The sequence below is a fragment of the Rickettsia lanei genome (genome assembly GCF_056242675.1).
Genome location: NZ_CP172233.1, coordinates 374,612 through 395,323 on the forward strand (window position 1 = coordinate 374,612; position 20,712 = coordinate 395,323).

Sequence of the window (20,712 nt, forward strand, 5' to 3'; positions counted from 1 at the left end):
AATGCCAACATCATTGCAAACAGTATTCGATGTCATTCCTGCTTTCGCAGGCATGACATAACAGAATCCGCTTAGACAAGGACCACTTGCAATGACAATATTTAGGCAATGCCAAATAATTAAAAAGGCTTATTTGACAAATTTCACTATTACAAATATACTTGCTGAAATCTATATTATTGAAAATAGTATACTAAAATTACTAAATCTATACAATATAATTATGAATACAAAATTTCCTATCACCGCTAAAGGTTTTGAAAAATTAGAACACGAGCTTAAACATTTAAAACATGTAGAACGTAAAAAAATTAGTGCAGATATAGCAGAAGCACGAGAACACGGCGATTTATCCGAGAATGCGGAATATGAAGCGGCACGTGAGAAACAAGCATTTATAGAAGGGCGTATTAAAGAGCTTGAAGATATGACGGCAAGAGCAGAAATTATTGATATTGGTAAATTATCGGGAGATAACATAAAATTCGGGGCTACGGTTACTTTGATCGACGACGATACTGAAGAAGAAGTAACATATATTATTGTAGGAGAATATGAAGCCGATATAACTAGAAAAAGAGTTTCAATCGCTTCTCCTATAGCAAAAGCTTTGATTGGAAAATCGGTAGGTGATTTTGTAGAAGTTACAACACCGAAAGGATCTAAATCATACGAAGTAGTTACCGTTGAATATAAAGAACTAGAACTTTAATTTGATTTTTTTGTCACTATAAACGTTAACCGTATGGCTTGTTATGTCATTCCCGCCTACTCAGGAACGACATCGAGTAGGTTTTTCGATCCATGTAACAACCCCTGCTCCTTGCAATGACGATTTGGGTATCAACAACGCAGGTATGACATTATTAATTACTTCTTCTTAAACATCTCGAGCATTCTTTTTGTTACTATAAATCCGCCGAAGATATTTATAGAAGCAAGCAGCGTTGCAAAATACCCTAGTAGACCGGGAAACCCAAAAGCAGAGCTACTTGCAGCAATCATAGAACTAAGAACTATAATACCTGAAATAGCGTTAGTAATAGACATAAGCGGAGTATGGAGTGCAGGCGTTACTTTCCACACAACATAATAGCCCACAAAAGAAGCTAATACAAAAATAGTTATAGCAAATACTAGCGGATCTATAGTACTTGTGTTTGTTTGCCAACTAGTATCTATTACCAAATCTTTTAATTTATCTGATAATTCTTGGGTATTATGGGCAATTTCAGCAGCCTGTTTAGCCATCGTCGGTAATTGATTCATATATTTAATTTCTCACTCACAATTTTTCCGTCTTTAGTAATCAACATCTCACGTACTAACGCATCATCCATATTAAACTTACCGTCTTGCAATGCATAGGTTAGAAAATTATACAAATTCTTAGCATATAATTTTGAGCTGTCGGTAGCAATTTTAGTAGCAAGGTTTGATAAACCTATTATGGTAACTCCGTGCTTAGTAACGATCTTATCCGGTTCTGAATCTTCCACGTTCCCGCCTGTACTAGTCGCTATATCAACAATCACTGAGCCGCGCTTCATAGATTCTAGCATTTTTTCCGTAACAAGCAGAGGTGCTTTTTTTCCTGGAATTTGTGCAGTAGTAATCACTATATCATATCCTTTAATAATTTTTGCTAAAAACTCTTCTTGTTTAGCTTTATAATCTTCCGAACTCTCGTAAGCATAGCCTGATTTATCTTGTAAATCCTCCTGTAATTCCGGTGAAACAAACTTAGCTCCTAAGCTTTCTACCTGCTCTTTGGTAGCAGCTCTTACATCATATCCTGCAACAATGCTACCAAGCCTTTTTGCCGTTGCAATAGCTTGAAGACCGGCAACACCGATACCAAGCACTAAAGTTTTACACGGTGAAATTGTCCCTGCTGCCGTCATCATCATAGGAAAAGCCCTTGTATAATGATAGCTTGCTTCAATTACCGCTCTATAGCCTACTAAGTTACTTTGAGAAGATAAAGCGTCCATATTTTGAGCTTTAGTAATTCTCGGCACAAACTCCATAGCAAAAGTCGTAAGGTTTTTTTTAGCTGCCGCTTTTATATATTCATGATTTAAATAAGGCGATAATAATCCTACAATAACTGCTCCTTTTTTTGCAAACTCAAGCTCACTATATTTATCCGTAACGGATGAAGGTTGCACCTTTAATATAATATCAGCATCAGAAATAATTTCGAGTGGTACCGAAGATATTTTAGCACCTAGAGCAACATATTCTTCATCAAGAAAACCAGCATAAAGCCCTATATCTTTTTCTACCATAACCGTATAGCCTTTTTTGACTAGCAATCCTGCTACTTCAGGAGTTATTACGGCTCGTGTTTCATGCTTGGCTTTTTCTTTTAAAGCAACGATTTTCATAAATACTAATTATATTTTGCATTAACTGAATACATAAGGTATTTTAAACATAATTTAAAATATAAAACAACGAAAATGAAAAAAATATTTTTTCTAATCATTATTTATCTTTTTGTGAATTCAAGCTTAGCATTTGGGGCAGATGATAAAACAGCTATTTCGGAGCTAAAAACTTATCTACGTAAGATAAAATCGGTTGCGATAGATTTTACTCAAGAAGATTCGTACGGTAAAATAGTTAAAGGAAAATTACTGATCCATAAACCTTATAATTTTAGATGTAATTATTATCCTCCTTTCCCTTTAGTTATAATAGGTACTAAAAATTTCGTATCGATGTATGATTATGATATGGAGCAAGTAAGCCGTATTAATAGAAGCGAAAATACATTTAATTTTTTATTAGAAGATAATGAGCATTTGGACAAGGATTTTGTTTTTGAAGCGGTAATTAACGCAAGAAATATTTCTAAAATTACTATCTATCATACTCTAACGGAAAAACGTAGCGAAATTACTTTTAATAAAGCTACTCAACAAATTGAAGCATTAAAAATATTTGAAGATAATAATATAGTCACTATTACTTTTGATAAAATAGCTAAAGTACAAAAATTTTCCGATGATTTGTTTAAAATAAAAAACCCTGAAATATTCGGTCCTCCTAAAAGATTAACAAAATCGGAAATAGAAAAAAAATATATTGTTTCTTAAAAATAAACAGGTTATGTTAATTATGCTAGTAGTGGGCATTGTACCTGTTTAGTCGGTCAGGTCTGAAAGGAAGCAGCCAGAGTGGGATTCGATGGGTCATTACTAGCATTATTCTAATTTTGATGTCATTAAGGCGGCTCGTTTTATGTCATTCCCGCGAAAGCAGGAATTCTCAGTAAAACATATACAAAATAAATTTTTTATAAAGTCTTATAACTATCGTGCTAGATATAAATTCATCAAATCAATATATTCCTTTTGCAAGGAAATATCGTCCTAGTAACTTTGCCGAGCTTCAGGGGCAAGAGGTATTAGTCAAAGTTTTAAGCTATACTATTTTAAACGATAGGCTCGCCGGAGGCTATCTTTTAACAGGTATTAGAGGAGTCGGTAAAACTACTTCCGCCCGAATTATTGCTAAAGCCGTCAACTGTTCTGCTTTAATTACCGAAAATACGACTATTAAAACATGCGAGCAATGTACGAATTGCATCAGCTTTAATAATCATAATCACCCTGATATAATCGAAATTGATGCGGCAAGTAAAACTAGCGTAGATGACATACGTAGAATTATAGAATCCGCCGAATATAAGCCCCTACAAGGTAAGCATAAAATCTTCATTATTGATGAGGTGCATATGCTCTCTAAAGGGGCATTTAATGCACTTCTTAAGACACTGGAAGAACCACCACCTCATATAATATTTATCTTTGCAACGACGGAAGTACAAAAGATACCTGCAACTATTATCTCAAGATGTCAACGTTATGATTTAAGGCGGTTGAGTTTTGAAGAGATTTTTAAGCTACTTGAATATATAACTAAGCAAGAAAATTTAAAAACCGATATAGAAGCACTAAGAATTATAGCTTACAAATCGGAAGGGTCGGCACGTGATGCAGTCTCTATTTTAGATCAAGCAGCTAGTATGTCGGTAAAATCTGACAATATAATTAGTCCTCAAGTAATTAATCAAATGCTTGGGCTTGTCGATAGTTCGGTTATAATAGAATTTGTCGAATATATTATCCACAGAGAGACGGAAAAAGCTATAAATTTAATAAATAAACTTTACGGTTCTTCGGTTAATCTTGAGATTTTTATAGAATCGGCATCAGATTTTATTGCTTATCTTAATAAAGTAAAAATGTTACCTAATTATAGTTTGCCTATATATGAATCATTTAATGATAGAACTAAAAACATATTAGATAAAACCAGCTTGCCGCACTTATCAATCTTATGGCAAATATATAATAAGGGAGTAGCGGAAATAAAAATTTCCTATAACCAACTAACAGAAACGGAAATGTTAGTTATAAAATCTATATATTCGACGTCGCTACCCTTGCTTACAGATTTTGACGGTAATAATCAAAATTTAAATCAATCAATTAATCCGGAAATAAAAAAAAATTTTGAAATTGTAGATTTTCTTGAATATTTATATAAAAATAATGAGATAGATATATATTATTTCCTGCTCAATCATACGGAACTTAAAAATCTCAGTAATAATAGATTAGAGTTCGTAAGTCTTGAAGTTACAAGCAAAATAAAAAGACAAATAGACGATTTGTTAGCTGCTTTTACTAATGAAAAGTTTGAGATAATAATAATAAAAGAGCAGAACAAGCAAACCTTAAAGAATCAGTTAATTGGTAAGATTGAAGCAAGTAACGATTTTGGTTTAATTAAAAAACATTTCCCAAATATAACAATTTCGGATATTTTACTTAAAAGCTAAAAATATATAGGATAGAATTATGGTAAATTTTAATCAGTTTTTAAAGCAAGCCCAATCAATGCAAAAGAAAATGCAAGAAGCTCAAGAGCAAATGGCAAATGCAAGATATACCGGTAAAGCCGGCGGCGGGCTTGTTGAGGTTATTGCAACCGGTAAAGGCGAAGTCGAAAAGATTTCAATTGATGAATCTTTATTAAAAGCAGAAGAAAAAGAAATGCTTGAGGATTTAATTAAAGTTGCCTTTAATAATGCTCAACAAAAATGTGATGAAGATTCTCAAAATTCTTTATCAGGAGCTTTAAACGGTATGAGATTACCACCAGGCTTTAAAATGCCGTTTTAACACGGCTCTTATGTCATTCTTGCAAAGAGATCGTGTTGAGTGGATACAAGTCGTCATTGCACGCGAACGTTAGTGAGCGTGGCAATCTCAGGAATTCTTCCCATTGCTTCGTCAATTTACTATTGTAAATTTCCTCGCAATGACGGAAAAACTGCTCCACGCAACAACGTCTTTAGTCGCTTAGCTCATGACGATTTGGTATCCATATTTATTCACAACATATCATCACAATAAGATGTATTATCCCCAACATCTCGTTAAGCTCTGTTTGCACTATCTCAGACAAAACTTTAAGTTTCTCTTTTAATATTTGATATTCTTCATTGTTGTCATCATTATATATTTCTTTATATTTCAATAGCGTTTTATCCCTATTTTATCCTTAAGAGAAGGGGTAATCATATCGTTTAGTTTATCTAACTTTTGCTCTAATTTTTCTTTTTGCTCTTCTGTTAGCTCTTTTTTACCGGTTTCTAAAAAATTTTTCAAATTACAAGCATCTTGTAGATAAAGTTTAACAACATCAATATTATAATCTTATTATTGACAAGTTCTTTGATCTTCTTAATGTCTTCATTGTAAATAGCATTAAACAAATTGATTTCGTCATATTTAGATTTATACACAAAACCCCTTTTATTTAAAAAAGGCATGTTAGCACTTTTTGATATAAAGGCCAAGAAATAATTAACAATTTAACTATTTCTTAATAAAAAGGAAATTTGTAAAAAATAGACATCTTTCCAAAGCAGTTTATAGAGAGGAATTTAAAGGATACACGGAAGCACTTGCCGCTGCAGCATATATAGACATACGTGAAGATTAGGGATTAGGATCGACGTACAAATTGCCTTTAGAAGCAAGTTATGCAAGAAGTTTAATAATGCAAGATCAATAAATCCTTATCAATCCTGAAACCTTTGAAACGCTCAAGTAGCGACATACCAAGAAGCGAAATATCAAGGTCACCAAGACCTACATGTCCTTTGATGTTCTTAAATTCCTTACCGATTACTACACTATTTAAGGTTATAGGGGCGGCTTTATTTTCGCCGTTAGCTGTTAGATAAGTTCTAGTATATTTTAATTTAGTTAAGTCAAAGCCTAATTTTTGAGCATCTTCTTTAGTTAAAGCTATATCACTTGCCCCTGTATCTACCATAAATTTTATTTTAACGTTATTTACAAAAGCATTGATATAAAAATGCCCGTCTCTGCTACGGGCTATAATAATTTCTCCGACTTCAGTAGACCATTTATATGATGGAATTAAAGCAGACATTACTCTATGATAAGCGTAGTTCAGCTCAAACCTAAAAGCATAACCGGTTATTATAACTAAGAAAATTACTGCCCACATTGCTAATTGCAAACAAAATCTGCGTATTTCATTTTGGCTAATAGTACTGTAAATTATACTAAATAATATTAATAATGACGCACAAAAACTCCCTATATTTTGTGGTGCTTTAAAAAATTTTGGATAATGTTGATTGATATATTTGTATAATAAACCGGTTACAATTACGGTGCTACAAATGATAAAAATAAGTTTTATGAGTTTTTTATTCATATAATATACTACAAGTAAATAAAGAATAGGTATACGCAGTTCTATCTGAGTATATAAATTTTAATCTATATAATCAAACCAAAGTCCCAGCCCATTTTTAAGTAGAAAACTACCTTCTTGGTTCACTAGAATAATAATTCCAAGTTCTTCTGACGGTATAAAGCCAATAAAAGAATTAATACCGTTAATTATATAGCCTGAGTGAAAAATTAAATCCTTATTTGAGCATCCTTTTACTTTAAGAATACGCCATCCAAGAGCATAATATGACTCAATCATTTTTTGATCAATAGGCCAAATCGGTTACCATTTAAATCCAAAAACATCTTTGTTTGATTTTACTATTTTACACATACGATCTAAAGTACTTTTAGCAATAAGATTCGGTTTATAACCAAAACTAAGTGTGAATATTTCAATCATTCCATCTATCGATGCAAAAATACCGAAAGATGCAGGTACCGTCTTTGGGTAATCAGGCGGAAACGGCAGCAATGTTATTACCTCCTGTCCGTCTATTATTGCTTTAGAATGCGGATAAGCAAGTTGTACATTCGGCCCTAGCGGTAATATTTGTATATTTTGCGTTTTAAGCGTTGTACGCAAATTATCTATTGCAGCATTTAAACTTGATTTTTTACAATTTAAAGGTTCTTCAAGTAAACTAAAATATGTTACTATACTTATAGCATTGCCCGGGTTTACAACTAGCTTGTTGTTTTTTTAGCAACGTTGCTCAATTTCAATATTTCCTGAGAATTGATAACCTGTTGTATGGCTTAAAATATTATTAAGACTAATAGCATTTTTAGGTATGGTAATTTGAATTTTTCATCAAAATCTCAACTTTCTTGATCTACCATTAATGCAATTGCCGTTGCTGAAACAGCTTTTGAAACCGATGCTAAAGGAAATAAAGTTTTATCCATAAATAACTCCACTATTACCTTTCTGATTTCCAAAAGTTGTTTTATAAATAACTTCACCTTTGTATAAAATTGCAATTGCTCCTCCTTGTAATTCAAGTTTTTTAGTTTTTGCGGTCATTATACTCATGTCTATGCCAAAACTGTACGATGTGATAATAGTAACATTATACTAAAAAATGGATAAGCTTTTTATTCATATGGCAATATTATTTATTGATTCTATGTCATTCCTGCGAAAGCAGGAATCCAGCTTTCTAAACAAATTATATACTAATTAACCGCTATTGCCTTTTCTTTATCTTTTAATCTAATAGTAGCAAGCTCTAATAAATATTTGTCATCTAAAGCTTCAATAATTTGCTCATATAATTCAGCTGGAATTAGATAAGCAGTCGGTTTATTATGATTTAATAAGGCAACAGACTCACCACTTGCCTTATCCAATAATGCAGTAGGGCTTTTTTTAAATTCTGATATACTAACTGCTAGATTTGCATAAATATGTTCCATTATTGACTCCAAGTAAACGAAGAAAGTTATACGAAGATCAACTTGGAAAAGAGCAAGGAGTCTACAAGACTAGGAGCGGAGCGTATCCTTAATACGTGGCTACCTGCGAACTTATTTAGACGACGTAGCCAGTTTTTTAAGTTCATTGAGGATACCTATAATTAATACTAATTATAGGCTATCATTTTATCTTTATCAAGAAAATCACCTTAAATCGCCGATATTCTCTAAAAACAACCTAGCTCGATGCGATGCCGGTTTATTAAAAAAATCCTCAGCAGGCTGATTTGCTAAAATCTGTCCTTGATCCATAAAAATAACACGATCCGCTATTAATTTTGCAAACTTCAAATGGTGCGTGACCACTACCATGCTCATTTGATCTTTTAATAAATTTATATTCTCTATAACATCTTTAATATTTTCAGGATCGAGTGCCGAAGTCGGTTCGTCGAATAACAAAATTTTCGGCTTCATCATTAAAGCCCTTGCTATTGCGGTGCGTTGCTTTTGCCCTCCTGATAGGCTTGCCGGATATGAGTCAAATTTTTGCGTTATCTTAAATTTTGCAAGCAATTCCTTTGCCATAGAAATTGCCTGTTCTTTTGGCAAATTTAAAACATTTACCGGCGTATAGATTAGGTTTTCTCCTACCGTTAAATGCGGGAATAGATTAAAATTTTGAAAAACCATACCAACTTTTAAAAGAAGCTTTCTTCTATTTTTAAGCAGTAGCTTCTTCCCGTCTACCAAAAAAGTACCACTACTTGGTTCTTCTAAATTATTTAAAATTCTAAGCAGAGTAGTTTTACCGCTTCCCGAAGGACCGATTATTACAGTAGTTTCCTTAGTAGTAAAACTTAAATCAATATTCTTAATTGCGTAATTCTTGCCATAACGCTTACAAACTTTTTCTAAAATAATCATAAACTAGACCGTAAATTTATAACCGTCATAAAGCGGCTTAACGTTATTTGGAAGCATTTTCGTAATCTCATGATAATCTATCGTGTGTCTCATATTGGTTAATAATACCTGCTCAGGTTTATATTTTTCACGCCATTCTAGAACTTTATCAAGCCCTGCATGATTCGGATTTGATTTATAATCCATACAATCTAATATCCATATTTTTATATCTTTTAAAAATTTATCTGATTCAGGAGGAAAATCGATTAAATCGGGCGAATAAACGAAATCACCTATACGTAAGCCCAAGCTATCTATAGGACCGTGATGCTGTCTAAAAAATTGTATTTCGATAGTATTAATCTTAATTTTATCAAAAAAACTAACAGATTGAGTTGTGAACAGTCGCCCAAGCTTAAATAACTTATTGTTAAATAGATAATCAAATTTTGTATGGAGCTTTGCCGTACTATCGTGATCTGTATAGATTTCAAATGGCTTGCCTTGCATAAAAGTAAATACTCGTAAATCATCGATGCCGTTAACGTGATCGGAATGATAATGTGTTAATATAGCACAATCGAGCTTATTTATCTTTTCTCGTAATAGTTGATTTCTAATATCAAAACCGAAATCAACTAATATTTGACTATTTTCATCGTTAATATATATTGCTGATCTAGTCCTTTTATTGTACTTTGAAGGAGATGTGCAAGTACTACAATCGCACCCGATCACCGGTACGCCTATAGATGCTCCACACCCAAGTATTGTTACTTGTAACATAAATATTTAAAATAATGTTTGAAGTTTTTTATAATTTTTGCGGCTTAAATCAAGAAATATTCTTATTTTTGAATAAAATTACTAATATCGGCTTTATACCTTATTTTTTTAAAATAATTTCGTTTTGTTTTAATATCGCTAATTTCGCTTTAATATATATTTTATACTGTATATATTTTTATATTCAATTAAAGAAAACCAAAAATGATAAGAAGCGGCAAAATAAATTCTGGCACAATTATAATAAGTTAGTTGAAATCGGTATAATATACGGGGTATTCGGTTTAATTTTTACCGCTCTTAAATTTTCAGTTAATTTCCCTCGCCCTTATTGCAGTCTTCCTGTAGATAGTTTCATGACCATAATAAATACTGCAAACGAAAGATGCTTTTCAAGCTTTCCAAGCAGCCACGCAGCTCTTAGCGTGTTAGTAACGTATTTTGCTTGGAATTATATAAAATTACCATTAAAAATCTTAATGATTTGTGTTATTGTGCTCGTGTCTTTATCTCGCATAAGCCTTGCTATGCATTACCCAAGTGATATAATCTACGGCATTATTATTGCATTTATAACAATACTGATAGGTAAGTTCATTTATCGCATCTTTGCAAATCATATAATAAGAAAGATCGGGGATTTTCTATTAATGAGGCAGTAATTAAGAAAAAACATATAAAAAACTTGTTTTTTTATCTTGAAAGTTTTTAATATGCACGCTACAATGTAGCTACATTATTGAAAGAAGATTTTTATGTCTGCTGATTCTATTGTGCGAGCCCGTATTAATGAAGACGTGAAAGAAGAAGCAGCTTTAGTGCTTGCTGCTATGGGACTTACTTTATCTGATGCTGTTCGTATGCTGTTATTTCGTGTTGCTCGTGAAAAAGCATTGCCGTTTGAACCACTTATCCCAAATGATGAAACAATTAAAGCTATGAAAGCTGCAAGAAGCGGCAAATTAGTTCATGTTGGTAATATCAATAATTTGTTATCTGATTTAAATGAGAACGATTAAACGTACTGCACTGTTTAAACGTAGAATAAATTTGGATGATATTTTACTGAAAGCAGTTAGATACTTGGTTGCTGATATAACATGACCTATACATATGAGAGATCATGCCCTTATAGGTACTTGGAAAGATTGTAGAGATTGTCATATTAAACCGGATTTAGTATTAATTTATAGAAGACACATTGGAGTTAATACAATTAGGTTCACACAGTACACTTGGTTTTTAATTATTTTGAAATGAACCGGGAACGAGTTCCCCTAAAAACCATCTAACCATCCATAGTACTGGACAGTTTTTGAAAAGCGTTTGATGTCGCTCCTAGCTAAAAACGAGAATGACATCAAAAAACCAAACAAACATTATGCTACTATACCGAAAATACTTTATAAAAAATATCTTACCGCTGCTTATAGTCGTTACTTTTTCAGTGACTAGTATAGTATGGATAACGCAAATATTAAAACTTTTATATTTATTTGATAAAGGTATAAAAGTTATGGACTTCTTCAGTTTAATAGTTTTAGTACTTCCTACTTTATTATTTATTCTGTTACCGGTAATAACGGTTATTACCGTGATCTATATCTATAATAATTTAAAAGTCGAGCGACAATTAATTATATTACAAGCTTCAGGAGTTAATAATGTACAGCTAGCACTGCCTGCTTTATATGTCGCATTAATAGTTATGCTACTTGCTTATTATATATCTTCTAACATCCTGCCGTTATCTCATATAAACTTAAAATCACGTTTAAACTTTATAAAGAATAATTATATCTCAAGTATGATTGAAGAGAAAACTTTTAATAAAGTAACGAAAGATATCACTGTTTTTATAGATAAAAAATCAGCAGGAAATATTATGAACGGCGTAATAATATTTGATAATCGCAATGCTGATAACCCATCAGTAGTATTTGCGGGTTCAGGTACTCTTAATATATATGATAATAGCCCGATTTTTGAACTTAATAAAGGCATAAGACAAGAATATGACGTAAACGGTAATTTAACTCAGTTAACTTTCGATTCTTTAATGATAAAACTGCAAAATGATAATCCTTTAGTATCACAAAGAACTAAACATAATAAAGAAGCAAACGAATATTATATAAGCGAATTACTTGCCCCTCCTCATGATTTAGCTATTACTAAAAAAATTAAATTAATTGCTGAAGCACATCAAAGAATAATTTGGCCTTTATACAATTTTGTATTACCTTTTGTAGCACTTGCAGTTTTTTTGAGATATCCTTATAGCAAAAAAACAACTTTTATGCCGGTATTATTTTCTGCCTTAACAGTATTGCTAGTTACTTCAATTCATTTTATATTACAAAATTTTGCTTCAAAAAATCTAGATTTTATTTTTGCTTGTTATTTCAATTTGGTTATTGCTTTAACGATCGGATTATATTTATTTGTACGTAAAAGAATATAAATTTATTAGACTACTTTATTCCAAGCTCCACGAGGATTTTGAGTAAAACAATCTATTTTGTTTTCCTGTTCGGTAAATTTATTTATTTTAACTGTTAATTCTTTTAAATTTTCGGGTAAATCAGTTATTATAATTATCCTTTTGAAAACTCTTATATACTCTTTTGCTTGTAAAATTTTTCCTATATCTGTAGGCGAAATAATAACAAGCACACTAGCATTATTAGGATTTTGTAATTCATCGGTAATATAAATCGGCTGTTTTTCAGGCTGCGGATCAAGTTTACTACCGTGAGGTATAAATTGCTTACGTGAATAAGTCCAAAGATTTTTATTGAGCATTTCTTGTTGATCTGCATCTGCAGTTAATATCACGCTTTTAAGATCAGAGTGATAGCATTTTTCTATCAGAAGCAATATCGATTTTAGAAGCAATTCATCGCTTGTTTGATAAATACTAAATTGCTGCATAAAAATTTTATGTTATTTTTTATGAGAAAATTTAAGTGGTACGGATGAAGGGACTTGAACCCCCACGCCTCACGGCACAAGAACCTAAATCTTGCATGTCTACCAGTTCCATCACATCCGCGTATGGTAATGCCATTCCTGTAAAAGGGTGGCCTTGTTGCATGGATTCTATGTCATTCCTGCCTCTGCGGGAATGACATCAAAGTATTTCCATCAAAAAGTTATAATACACATCATATAATTTTTGTAAATCGCTAATTTTTGTGTATTCGTTTATTTTATGTGCCGTTTCGGATAATAAACCAAACTCTACTAACGGACAATAATTTTTGACGAATCTTGCATCCGATGTACCGCCGCTTGTAGAGAATTCAGGCTTTATTTTAAGCGTATGCTCTACTACTTTAGCAAATTTTTTTATTTTATCGCTAGGGTTCTGAATAAAACTTTCAGCAGAACTACTATATTCTAACTTATAATCTACTTTATATTCTTTACAATGCTGTTTAATAATTTCTTCTACCTGTTTTGCTAAAGTTTCTGCACTATGTAAATTATTAAAACGTATATTGAAAGACGCTTCCGTACTTGCCGGAATTACGTTTGAAGTATTATTACTGACCTCGATATTCGTTACTTCAATATTTGAACGTTGAAAAAATTCAGTACCTTCATCAAGTTTTATATTTGTTAACTCATTCAATATTATTATTAAGCAAGGCAATGGGTTATTTGCTTTATGAGGATAAGCTACATGCCCGCTTAAGCCTTCTATATTTAATTTAAAGTTAACACTTCCTCTTCTGCCAATCTTAATTGCATCGCCTATTTCTTTTTCACAAGTAGGTTCACCGACAATAGCAAAATTTATCTTATATCCTTGATCATAAATATATTGCAGCATTTCTTTAGTACCATGCTTTGCTTTTCCCTCTTCATCACTAGTAAGTAAGAAACTAATGGAACCTTTAAAATCGGTATTATTTTTTATAAAATCTAAACTGGCAGCTAGAAAGCACGCTATAGCCCCTTTCATATCCACCGCACCTCTGCCATATATCTTACCATCTTGCTGGATAACTTTAAATGGACTCGCATTATGCCAAAGCTCATGATTGCCTGCCAACACTACATCTACATGACCAACAAAGCAAATATTAGGCTCATTGCTACCGAAAACAGCATAAAGATTAGTGACTTGCTCACTTTTAGAATCACCGAATATTTTTATTTCGGTCTTAAAGCCGTGCTGTTTAAGCAAATCATTAATATACTCAATAGCCCCATCGCTCTTAGGAGTTACAGACTTAAAACTAATCAAATCTTTTAAGTAGTTAATGTACATCAATTATTGCCAAAGAGAATTTAATGTGGTTTTTAGTTTGTTTTCAAATTGTTTTATATAAGTTTTTAAGGTTGTCAATCTTACTTTGATTATTATCAAGCTCTGTTACCATTTTTTGCTGTTCTTCAAGAGGCGGGATAGGAATTTGTAAATCCTCTAAATCTTTCAAATAAACGTGAGGTTGATCTGATCCAGCTTGCTTTTGGTATATTATATTTTGCTGAGATTTTAAAATATAATATAGATATTTAGTTAACAATAGTTTTTCATTAATTGAATAGATTACGTTACAATCTGAAGTCCACATTGGTGAATTATGATACCAAATATATCCAGCATATGCTCCCGATGAAGAAATAGTGATTATGTTACCGTTAAAATTATATTGATTATGTGAATAAGGACTAACCCGACCAGATGCTATTACTGGAATATCCCCCTTAATTGCAGTATTAATGTTAATCATTTTACCTTTTTTACCTACTATTAATGTTGTATACTCCTTATGCTCAAGAGATAAAATATTACTTTTTAATTTATTGATAACGATATCGCCAAATTTAACAATTTCCCATTGTTTATTTATTTCAAAATAAGGATGCCAATTATCTATTATCTGTTTTGCCCCCTCTATTATCTTTTGATAGCTATTCAATTCTTCAATAATTTTCTGTTGTTTTTTCTAGAGACAGAAGAGGAATATAAAATTGAGTTTTATATGTTCTCTATTTAAACCAGGCTGAGCACCTTTATTATAAGCTAAGTTCTTATTAATTTGATTTAATCGCTATATTTAAACAATAAAATAAATAAGATTGATGTATAATATTCGGTTTCCCTCTAAAAATATAAACATGTTCATTAACCATTACTCCTATTTGCGGTAAAATTTTATCATATACAAAACACACTTTACCCGTGAATGCTCCGTCTTTACACATTAAAATATCATTGTTTTTCACCAATCCTTTTTAGCTATTTGATAAAAATCGAGATCTATAAAAGGAATTTTAGATAAATTTAATTTTCCATCCTCGCCTGTTTAAATCATTTATACCGACAATTTTTCTTTTTTTATTGTCTAGACGTAACGCCGATATTCTTAACCTCATAAAACCAATATTCTTTTTGATTATTCGGTTTATGTGCATCGATAAAATAAAGTATTGACGTTTTTACTCCTGTATAAGGTAAAAAAGTACCTTGCGGTAGAGAGATAACGAGTTGCAGCTTTGCTTTTGATAGTAAAAGTTGACGAACAGCAGAGGTGTCTTTTCTGAATAAGAACCCTTCAGGTACTACCAATGCCATTCTACCACCCTCTTTTAAATTTTGCAGGCAATGCAAAACACAAGCAGCATCACCGTTATTTTTTGTAATGCCGTTATTAAAAAGAGAAGTTATATGATTTTCTGTTGTAATTTTGCCGTTTTTGCTAGTTTTTTTAGTGATAGCTTGAGAAAAAATGGCAATTAGTAACAATTACATCAAACTTTAACTGCTGATCAGTTAAGGGTTTAACATCATTAGGGTTCTCAAGACTATTTATTTGCTGAATTCTGTCTGTCACCATGCAAAATCATATTCATCTTAGCGATTCTAGCGGTTTTGGTTAACTCTCGCCCATATAATGTATTAAATCTTAATTTTTCTAAATCTTCATCGGTATTAATTATATTATTTTCTTTGATATAATTAAAAGCTTCAGTTAAGAACCCACCGGTACCGAAAAAGGATCATAAATTGTTTCTTTAAATTTAGGATCAACTTTCCGTTGATGTAGTTTTTTCTAAGAAATACTCGAATACGTCGCCTTTTATATCTGTATCTATCGTAGATAAAATAAGAGGATCAATTGCATCGATAATGTGGCGGAGAGTAATGTAATTGCCTAGAGAAATAGGCGTAAAAACATCACCACCGTATTTATTCTTAATTTGTTCTATAACATAGCTATTAATGTAACCGATAATATCATCGTTTGATTGTGCTTTGATATTATTCCACAGGATTTTTCGTTGTTTTCACTTAATAATTTTAAGAATAATATATTTGCAAATTCGCTAAATCTTTCTATTTCTGCTCGGAGCCCTTCATTTCTTAAAAGATTATTCAAGTTTTCAAATATCTATATTAATTCTTCACGTGATACTTTAATTTCTTTCGGTATAGTCCAAACTTCATTACTGCTTGCTTCTAAAAAAGCAGATAATAATTCTTTTTCATGTAGTAATTCCCTTACTTCATCACCGTTTAATATAAGCTCTTTATTATTAGCAACAAAAACGAGTTTTGCAGTAAGCTCCAGCTCCATTCATTGCGAACACTATAGGTACATCAAGCAATTTTGCATATTCCGTTGCTTGATCTAAAGCTTGCATTAAATCCACTCCTGCTTTTTTGCTTCTATTATTGCAATAGGTTTATCATTATTACTTTCATATAAGATATGATCCGGTCTTTTTCCGTTTAATCTTGTCTGTTCTGTTTTTGATTTTGGTTTTTGGAAATAAACATTCTTTTTAGTATCATTATCTATATGCCATCCCTTATTTACAAGGTTATTGCTGATAATCCATTCGGTTTGCTGTTCTGCTAACATAAGAATTGCTTAGATATTTTTTTGTAATTAATAATTGTATCTTCTTACACTTAATTATACAAGCTTATAAAAGTACAAAAAACAACTTTTTATAGAGTTAGTTAATGACGGTCTCATGACTTTCTTCTTTTTATTAATAGGTTTAGAGATGAAATTTCACCTAGTAGAAGGTGAACATAAAAATAAAAAAACTAATATTACCTGCAGCGGCAGCCCTTGGAGGTGTGGTAATTCCTGTCTTAATATACATGTTTTTTAATTACGATAAACCGGGATTAATAAAAGGATGGGCTATTCCTATCGCAACTGATACTGCTTTTGTCCTTGGTATTTTATCTTTTTTCAGCCGACATATATCTTTAGAATTACGAGCTTTTATTATAGGTTTCTCATTAATTGACGATGCTTTTGCGTTAATTATACTAGCTTTGTTTTATGCTAAAACAATCAATACTCTGGCATTATTAATTTCTTCTATAATTATATTCATCTTGTTTATATTGAATTATCGACAAGTTAAACAATTATTTTATTATATAATTATAGGTTTATTATTATGGATTAGTATGGTGGAGTCAGGTATTCACGATACCTTATGCAGAGCCATTATAGCACTTTTTATACCTGTTAATATAAAAGGAGAATTTAACACTTCTTTTAAAAAACTTGAAAACTTAATTCGTCCTTTTGTAAATTACTTTATTTTACCGCTTTTTGTATTTATGAATTCCGGTATCCTTTTAGAATATTTTGCATTTAAAGGCATTTGTTCCAACTCAATACTTGCTTTAATTTATGGGATAATATTTGGTTTATCTGTAGGTAAGCAATTAGGTATTATGCTATTTTCATATCCATTTGTAAAATTTAAACTCTGTAATGTACCAAGTGATACTTCATGGTTAAAATTTTATTCTATAGCTATACTTGGAGGGATTGGATTTACCCTAAGTTTATTTATAGGTAGTATTTTACGTTTGAGAGCAGCTGCCCTTCAAACTCTATGAGAGCTGCAGTAATAATAGGCTCTTTAATTTCTGCATTATTTGACGTAGCCGTTCTAAAATATTGTACTGGAAAAGAGTAAAGAAGCAAATTAAACGAGTATACTCATTAAATAACGATGATAGGATTTTAATAACACATCATATTTTTGTTTGGAAAAAACAGGATATGGTACTATATAGATATTATTAGAAGAAGGAATCGCTTTTTCAAGCTTATTTAGCATAAAAGGCATATTATAATTATGCTCTACTAAAATTATTGAAGTAAGATTGTAAGTTACAATAAAATCAACCACTTTCTTAATATTATCTTCTTCAGACATTATTTTATTCGGAGCAAATATTACCTGCTGTTCTATAACATTACGTTCCTTTAACAAAATTTTTAATTGCTCTGTAGATTCTATACCAGTAATAAATAATATAGGTGCATAACCTGCCTTAAGCCAAGCAATACCGGTTTCAATTTTATGTCCTCCTCCTACAAATACTATTATTGCATTAGTGGTATTACTATTAAGCTTATAAGAATTTATTAAATATAAATAATAACCAAAACCACCGACCCAAAGAGCAAAAATTGTGAGTAGAAATTTTTTGATCATTTAAATATTTTATTAAATTCAGTTTGAATAATTTTATCAAATTCAGACATTTCAACATGAATCCCTAACTGATTTAAAGATGTTACTAAAGAATTTTCAAGTCCACAAGGAATAATCCCACTAAACTTACTTAAATCTGTTGAAATATTTATAGCTACACCGTGATATGTAACCCATTTTCTTACTCTAACACCTATTGCAGCAATTTTAGCAAATTCATCTTTCCTTACTTTTACCCAAATTCCTACTTTATCTTTAATAAGATATGCTTTAATTCCAAAATAATTTAAGCTATTTATAATCCATTCTTCAAGCATTTTTATATATAGCTTTAAATCTTTGTGTCGATTTGGTGAATCTAAATTAAGAATTGGATAAATAACACGCTGACCCGGTCCATGAAAAGTAAATTTACCGCCACGTCCTGTGTAAATTACCGGAATATCACCGTAATTTAATAATTCTTCTTGTTTATAATTAGTACCGGCTGTATATACTTCCGAATGTTCAACTAAATAAATAATTTCCGGCTCATGATCACTAATTACTTTGTTAACGTAATCTTCCATTAATTTCAAAATAACTTGATAATCCGCAAAATCCGGTATAGTTATAAATCTTATCATATTAATTCAGATTTATATTTCAATATTAATGCATCTAAAATTGCTATGGTTTCAGCATCCAAATCGCCAGAAAAATTACTAGGACGAAAATGCATTTGAAACGAAATTATAATATCTTTCATTTTAGAGTCTAAAATGTCGGTAACTTCAAGTTTATAACCGTATGTAATAAATTTTTGCTGAATTGCTGCAATATCGGTTATGTCGACTTGCGGCAATAGATTATTAAACACCTGTTCATCATACCAAGCTCCAATATCGTTATCATATAATAGTTTCCAAGGAAATAGCGGGCCAGGGTCCTGTTTTCTACCTGGAGCAATATCAGAATGCCCAACTACTCTAGTAGGTCTAATATCATATCTAGCAATAATCTGTTTACACAAACTTATAACACTATTAATTTGCCTTTCCGAATAGGGTAACCAAACTATATCATTGTTTTTTGCATTTACTTCAAAAGCAGGATTTACGATTTCAATACCGATTGATGTATCATTAATACGCTCATGACCTTGCCAGTAACTTACTCCAGCATGCCATGCTCTATCATGCTCTTCTACTAATTGAAATATATGTTCAGGATTTTCATTGTTTATTAAATAATGGCTACTTAACTTTTCACCGGTTAGAAAATCTAAAGACTGCTTAAAATCACATTGTGTATAATGTAGCACTAGGAATTTAATACGTTTATCAAATCCCACAGCTCTATAAGATGTTTTATCGATTACTATCATATATAAAAATTTTAAAGGATGTCACTATTGTATGTAAGTGTGTTATTATTTCATGAGATTGCCACGCAGCCTACGGCTGCTCGCAATGACGATTTGGTATCTATATAAAGATAGTCCCAGTATGACAAGAAAAATTTTGATGGTGCCGGATATCGGATTTGAACTGATGACCTACCGCTTACAAGGCGGTTGCTCTACCACTGAGCTAATCCGGCATATTAATATGATTATAGAGAAGAGATATGTGCTGTCATACCCGTGGCTTGACCACAATATCTAGAAAAATAACTTGTAATAGTCAAATTTACTAAATCCCGCAATCAAATAGCGGGAGATGACAGGGGCTGAATTGATCCACACAGTCAATGCCTGCTCGCAATGATGAAAATACACTATAAACTAAGCTTCTTTAGCTTCCTTTTTACTTAGTCTAGCTTTGCGGTTTTTTGCTTTCACTTCCATTTCCTTTTTAACTTTCTCAGGAAGAATAACACCCGCTTGCTCAATAAATTTTGCGACTCGCTCAGTTGGTTTAGCACCGGTGCCAAGCCAATATTCTATACGATCTTTTTTTAAAACAACACGCTCACTATTATCTGAAGCAAGCATTGGATCATAAGTTCCGACTTTTTCTAAAAAGTCACCGTCACGAGGTGCTGTTGCGTTAGCTACTACTACACGGTAAAAAGGACGCTTTTTAGCACCGCCTCTAGCTAAACGAATTTTTACTGCCATATTATATTACTTACAATTATTTTATTTTTTCTTCTTTAAAAAGAACATGTTTTCTAACTACTTTATCATACTTACGAAAAGAAAGCTTCTCGGTTTGGGTCTTCGGATTACGTTTCTTTACCCAAAAAACACCTGTGCCGGCAGTACTTACTAGCCTTACCAAAACATTTTTATTTTTCTTTGCCATTAGCTGACACCTTAAATCAAGATATT

The 20,712-nt window shown here is 31.7% G+C and carries 31 protein-coding genes, 2 tRNA genes, 1 other RNA gene and 2 pseudogenes; 11 read left to right on the forward strand and 25 right to left on the reverse strand.

Features of this window, described 5'->3' with window-relative positions:
• Positions 1–223: 223 nt before the first annotated feature.
• Positions 224–712 carry a transcription elongation factor GreA gene (gene greA / locus ACHBLB_RS02185; protein WP_004997127.1) on the forward strand — a complete coding sequence of 163 codons (489 nt, stop codon included), beginning with the start codon at positions 224–226 and terminating at the stop codon, positions 710–712.
• Between the two features lie 158 nt (positions 713–870).
• Here greA and ACHBLB_RS02190 read toward each other — a convergent pair whose 3' ends face one another.
• A complete protein-coding gene (locus tag ACHBLB_RS02190) occupies positions 871–1,269 on the reverse strand; it encodes an NAD(P) transhydrogenase subunit alpha part 2 (protein WP_010977888.1) in 399 nt (132 codons plus the stop codon).
• Positions 1,266–2,390, reverse strand: coding sequence for an NAD(P) transhydrogenase subunit alpha (locus ACHBLB_RS02195; RefSeq protein WP_475842330.1), 1,125 nt, complete (start codon positions 2,388–2,390; stop codon positions 1,266–1,268). The genes ACHBLB_RS02190 and ACHBLB_RS02195 overlap by 4 nt, the downstream gene beginning before the upstream one ends.
• A gap of 75 nt (positions 2,391–2,465) precedes the next feature.
• Here ACHBLB_RS02195 and ACHBLB_RS02200 point away from each other — a divergent pair, with 75 nt between their 5' ends.
• The 4 genes from ACHBLB_RS02200 (at position 2,466) to ACHBLB_RS02215 (ending at position 5,198) form a co-directional block, all read left to right on the forward strand.
• Positions 2,466–3,104 (forward strand): outer-membrane lipoprotein carrier protein LolA, encoded by a 639-nt coding sequence (locus ACHBLB_RS02200; RefSeq protein WP_010977889.1) that lies wholly within the window; start codon positions 2,466–2,468, stop codon positions 3,102–3,104.
• 20 nt (positions 3,105–3,124) lie between these two features.
• An RNA gene (ffs, locus tag ACHBLB_RS02205) (signal recognition particle sRNA small type) lies at positions 3,125–3,218 on the forward strand.
• Positions 3,219–3,325: 107 nt separating this feature from the next.
• Positions 3,326–4,855, forward strand: a complete 1,530-nt coding sequence (dnaX, locus tag ACHBLB_RS02210; RefSeq protein WP_475842332.1) for a DNA polymerase III subunit gamma/tau — start codon at positions 3,326–3,328, stop codon at positions 4,853–4,855.
• Positions 4,856–4,874: 19 nt separating this feature from the next.
• The gene (locus tag ACHBLB_RS02215) at positions 4,875–5,198 is read left to right on the forward strand and encodes a YbaB/EbfC family nucleoid-associated protein (protein ID WP_012151438.1); all 324 of its coding nucleotides are present in this window, start codon (positions 4,875–4,877) and stop codon (positions 5,196–5,198) included.
• Between the two features lie 354 nt (positions 5,199–5,552).
• Here ACHBLB_RS02215 and ACHBLB_RS02220 read toward each other — a convergent pair whose 3' ends face one another.
• On the reverse strand, positions 5,553–5,687 hold the full coding sequence (locus ACHBLB_RS02220; protein ID WP_014365091.1) for a hypothetical protein: 135 nt from the start codon (positions 5,685–5,687) through the stop codon (positions 5,553–5,555).
• 220 nt (positions 5,688–5,907) lie between these two features.
• Here ACHBLB_RS02220 and ACHBLB_RS02225 point away from each other — a divergent pair.
• A pseudogene (locus ACHBLB_RS02225) lies at positions 5,908–6,021 on the forward strand (palindromic element RPE1 domain-containing protein); the annotation flags it as partial.
• A gap of 54 nt (positions 6,022–6,075) precedes the next feature.
• Here ACHBLB_RS02225 and ACHBLB_RS02230 read toward each other — a convergent pair.
• The 7 genes from ACHBLB_RS02230 to ACHBLB_RS02260 all read right to left on the reverse strand — a co-directional run bounded on the left by ACHBLB_RS02230 (position 6,076) and on the right by ACHBLB_RS02260 (position 9,905).
• Positions 6,076–6,771, reverse strand: a complete 696-nt coding sequence (locus ACHBLB_RS02230) for an aspartic protease APRc (RefSeq protein WP_475842334.1) — start codon at positions 6,769–6,771, stop codon at positions 6,076–6,078.
• Between the two features lie 60 nt (positions 6,772–6,831).
• Complete coding sequence (locus ACHBLB_RS02235) at positions 6,832–7,050, reverse strand: serine hydrolase (RefSeq protein WP_475842336.1); 219 nt, start codon at positions 7,048–7,050, stop codon at positions 6,832–6,834.
• A gap of 24 nt (positions 7,051–7,074) precedes the next feature.
• The gene (locus tag ACHBLB_RS02240; RefSeq protein WP_475842337.1) at positions 7,075–7,377 is read right to left on the reverse strand and encodes a hypothetical protein; all 303 of its coding nucleotides are present in this window, start codon (positions 7,375–7,377) and stop codon (positions 7,075–7,077) included.
• A gap of 236 nt (positions 7,378–7,613) precedes the next feature.
• Complete coding sequence (locus ACHBLB_RS02245) at positions 7,614–7,775, reverse strand: serine hydrolase (protein WP_012262644.1); 162 nt, start codon at positions 7,773–7,775, stop codon at positions 7,614–7,616.
• 195 nt (positions 7,776–7,970) lie between these two features.
• On the reverse strand, positions 7,971–8,210 hold the full coding sequence (locus tag ACHBLB_RS02250) for a type II toxin-antitoxin system Phd/YefM family antitoxin (RefSeq protein WP_475842339.1): 240 nt from the start codon (positions 8,208–8,210) through the stop codon (positions 7,971–7,973).
• Positions 8,211–8,414: 204 nt separating this feature from the next.
• Complete coding sequence (locus ACHBLB_RS02255) at positions 8,415–9,137, reverse strand: amino acid ABC transporter ATP-binding protein (RefSeq protein ID WP_475842341.1); 723 nt, start codon at positions 9,135–9,137, stop codon at positions 8,415–8,417.
• 3 nt (positions 9,138–9,140) lie between these two features.
• Positions 9,141–9,905, reverse strand: coding sequence for an MBL fold metallo-hydrolase (locus tag ACHBLB_RS02260; protein WP_475842343.1), 765 nt, complete (start codon positions 9,903–9,905; stop codon positions 9,141–9,143).
• 14 nt (positions 9,906–9,919) lie between these two features.
• On the opposite strand from ACHBLB_RS02260, the gene ACHBLB_RS02265 reads away from it, so the two are divergent.
• The 4 genes from ACHBLB_RS02265 to ACHBLB_RS02280 all read left to right on the forward strand — a co-directional run bounded on the left by ACHBLB_RS02265 (position 9,920) and on the right by ACHBLB_RS02280 (position 12,369).
• Complete coding sequence (locus tag ACHBLB_RS02265; RefSeq protein WP_475842345.1) at positions 9,920–10,567, forward strand: phosphatase PAP2 family protein; 648 nt, start codon at positions 9,920–9,922, stop codon at positions 10,565–10,567.
• 93 nt (positions 10,568–10,660) lie between these two features.
• Positions 10,661–10,924, forward strand: coding sequence for a type II toxin-antitoxin system RelB/DinJ family antitoxin (locus ACHBLB_RS02270; RefSeq protein WP_012151450.1), 264 nt, complete (start codon positions 10,661–10,663; stop codon positions 10,922–10,924).
• A gap of 94 nt (positions 10,925–11,018) precedes the next feature.
• The gene (locus tag ACHBLB_RS02275; RefSeq protein WP_475842347.1) at positions 11,019–11,165 is read left to right on the forward strand and encodes a type II toxin-antitoxin system mRNA interferase toxin, RelE/StbE family; all 147 of its coding nucleotides are present in this window, start codon (positions 11,019–11,021) and stop codon (positions 11,163–11,165) included.
• 121 nt (positions 11,166–11,286) lie between these two features.
• Entirely contained in the window at positions 11,287–12,369 is a 1,083-nt protein-coding gene (locus tag ACHBLB_RS02280) for an LptF/LptG family permease (RefSeq protein WP_475842706.1), read from the forward strand.
• A gap of 5 nt (positions 12,370–12,374) precedes the next feature.
• Here the strand turns inward: ACHBLB_RS02280 and ACHBLB_RS02285 are convergent, their stop codons facing one another.
• From ACHBLB_RS02285 to ACHBLB_RS02325, 9 genes are all read right to left on the reverse strand, one after another.
• Complete coding sequence (locus tag ACHBLB_RS02285) at positions 12,375–12,839, reverse strand: DNA polymerase III subunit chi (RefSeq protein WP_475842349.1); 465 nt, start codon at positions 12,837–12,839, stop codon at positions 12,375–12,377.
• 36 nt (positions 12,840–12,875) lie between these two features.
• A tRNA-Leu gene (locus ACHBLB_RS02290) sits at positions 12,876–12,960 on the reverse strand.
• A 78-nt stretch (positions 12,961–13,038) separates the two neighbouring features.
• Positions 13,039–14,184 (reverse strand): succinyl-diaminopimelate desuccinylase, encoded by a 1,146-nt coding sequence (gene dapE / locus ACHBLB_RS02295; RefSeq protein WP_475842351.1) that lies wholly within the window; start codon positions 14,182–14,184, stop codon positions 13,039–13,041.
• A gap of 43 nt (positions 14,185–14,227) precedes the next feature.
• Entirely contained in the window at positions 14,228–14,839 is a 612-nt protein-coding gene (locus ACHBLB_RS02300; RefSeq protein ID WP_475842353.1) for a restriction endonuclease subunit S, read from the reverse strand.
• 115 nt (positions 14,840–14,954) lie between these two features.
• Positions 14,955–15,146: a restriction endonuclease subunit S domain-containing protein gene (locus ACHBLB_RS02305; protein ID WP_475842355.1), complete on the reverse strand. Its 192-nt coding sequence runs from the start codon at positions 15,144–15,146 to the stop codon at positions 14,955–14,957.
• Positions 15,147–15,258: 112 nt separating this feature from the next.
• Positions 15,259–15,666, reverse strand: a complete 408-nt coding sequence (locus ACHBLB_RS02310; protein WP_475842357.1) for an HsdM family class I SAM-dependent methyltransferase — start codon at positions 15,664–15,666, stop codon at positions 15,259–15,261.
• Positions 15,667–15,725: 59 nt separating this feature from the next.
• Positions 15,726–15,875, reverse strand: a complete 150-nt coding sequence (locus tag ACHBLB_RS02315; RefSeq protein WP_475842708.1) for a hypothetical protein — start codon at positions 15,873–15,875, stop codon at positions 15,726–15,728.
• Between the two features lie 437 nt (positions 15,876–16,312).
• Positions 16,313–16,498, reverse strand: a complete 186-nt coding sequence (locus ACHBLB_RS02320; RefSeq protein WP_475842359.1) for a type I restriction endonuclease subunit M — start codon at positions 16,496–16,498, stop codon at positions 16,313–16,315.
• Positions 16,499–16,564: 66 nt separating this feature from the next.
• Positions 16,565–16,786, reverse strand: a complete 222-nt coding sequence (locus ACHBLB_RS02325) for a hypothetical protein (RefSeq protein ID WP_014273881.1) — start codon at positions 16,784–16,786, stop codon at positions 16,565–16,567.
• Positions 16,787–16,934: 148 nt separating this feature from the next.
• Here ACHBLB_RS02325 and nhaA point away from each other — a divergent pair.
• Positions 16,935–17,793, forward strand: a pseudogene (gene nhaA / locus ACHBLB_RS02330) (Na+/H+ antiporter NhaA).
• Between the two features lie 89 nt (positions 17,794–17,882).
• On the opposite strand, the gene ACHBLB_RS02335 reads toward nhaA, so the two are convergent.
• The 6 genes from ACHBLB_RS02335 to rpmG form a co-directional block, all read right to left on the reverse strand.
• Complete coding sequence (locus ACHBLB_RS02335; protein ID WP_475842361.1) at positions 17,883–18,398, reverse strand: YdcF family protein; 516 nt, start codon at positions 18,396–18,398, stop codon at positions 17,883–17,885.
• Positions 18,395–19,024 (reverse strand): lipoyl(octanoyl) transferase LipB, encoded by a 630-nt coding sequence (gene lipB, locus ACHBLB_RS02340; protein WP_062811090.1) that lies wholly within the window; start codon positions 19,022–19,024, stop codon positions 18,395–18,397. Before lipB ends, ACHBLB_RS02335 begins: the two co-directional genes overlap by 4 nt.
• Entirely contained in the window at positions 19,021–19,764 is a 744-nt protein-coding gene (locus ACHBLB_RS02345; RefSeq protein ID WP_475842363.1) for an N-acetylmuramoyl-L-alanine amidase, read from the reverse strand. The genes lipB and ACHBLB_RS02345 overlap by 4 nt, the downstream gene beginning before the upstream one ends.
• Positions 19,765–19,904: 140 nt before the next feature.
• A tRNA-Thr gene (locus ACHBLB_RS02350) sits at positions 19,905–19,979 on the reverse strand.
• A 184-nt stretch (positions 19,980–20,163) separates the two neighbouring features.
• On the reverse strand, positions 20,164–20,499 hold the full coding sequence (gene rpsP, locus ACHBLB_RS02355; protein ID WP_475842365.1) for a 30S ribosomal protein S16: 336 nt from the start codon (positions 20,497–20,499) through the stop codon (positions 20,164–20,166).
• Positions 20,500–20,515: 16 nt separating this feature from the next.
• Positions 20,516–20,686 (reverse strand): 50S ribosomal protein L33, encoded by a 171-nt coding sequence (gene rpmG, locus ACHBLB_RS02360; RefSeq protein WP_004997072.1) that lies wholly within the window; start codon positions 20,684–20,686, stop codon positions 20,516–20,518.
• Positions 20,687–20,712: the final 26 nt, after the last annotated feature.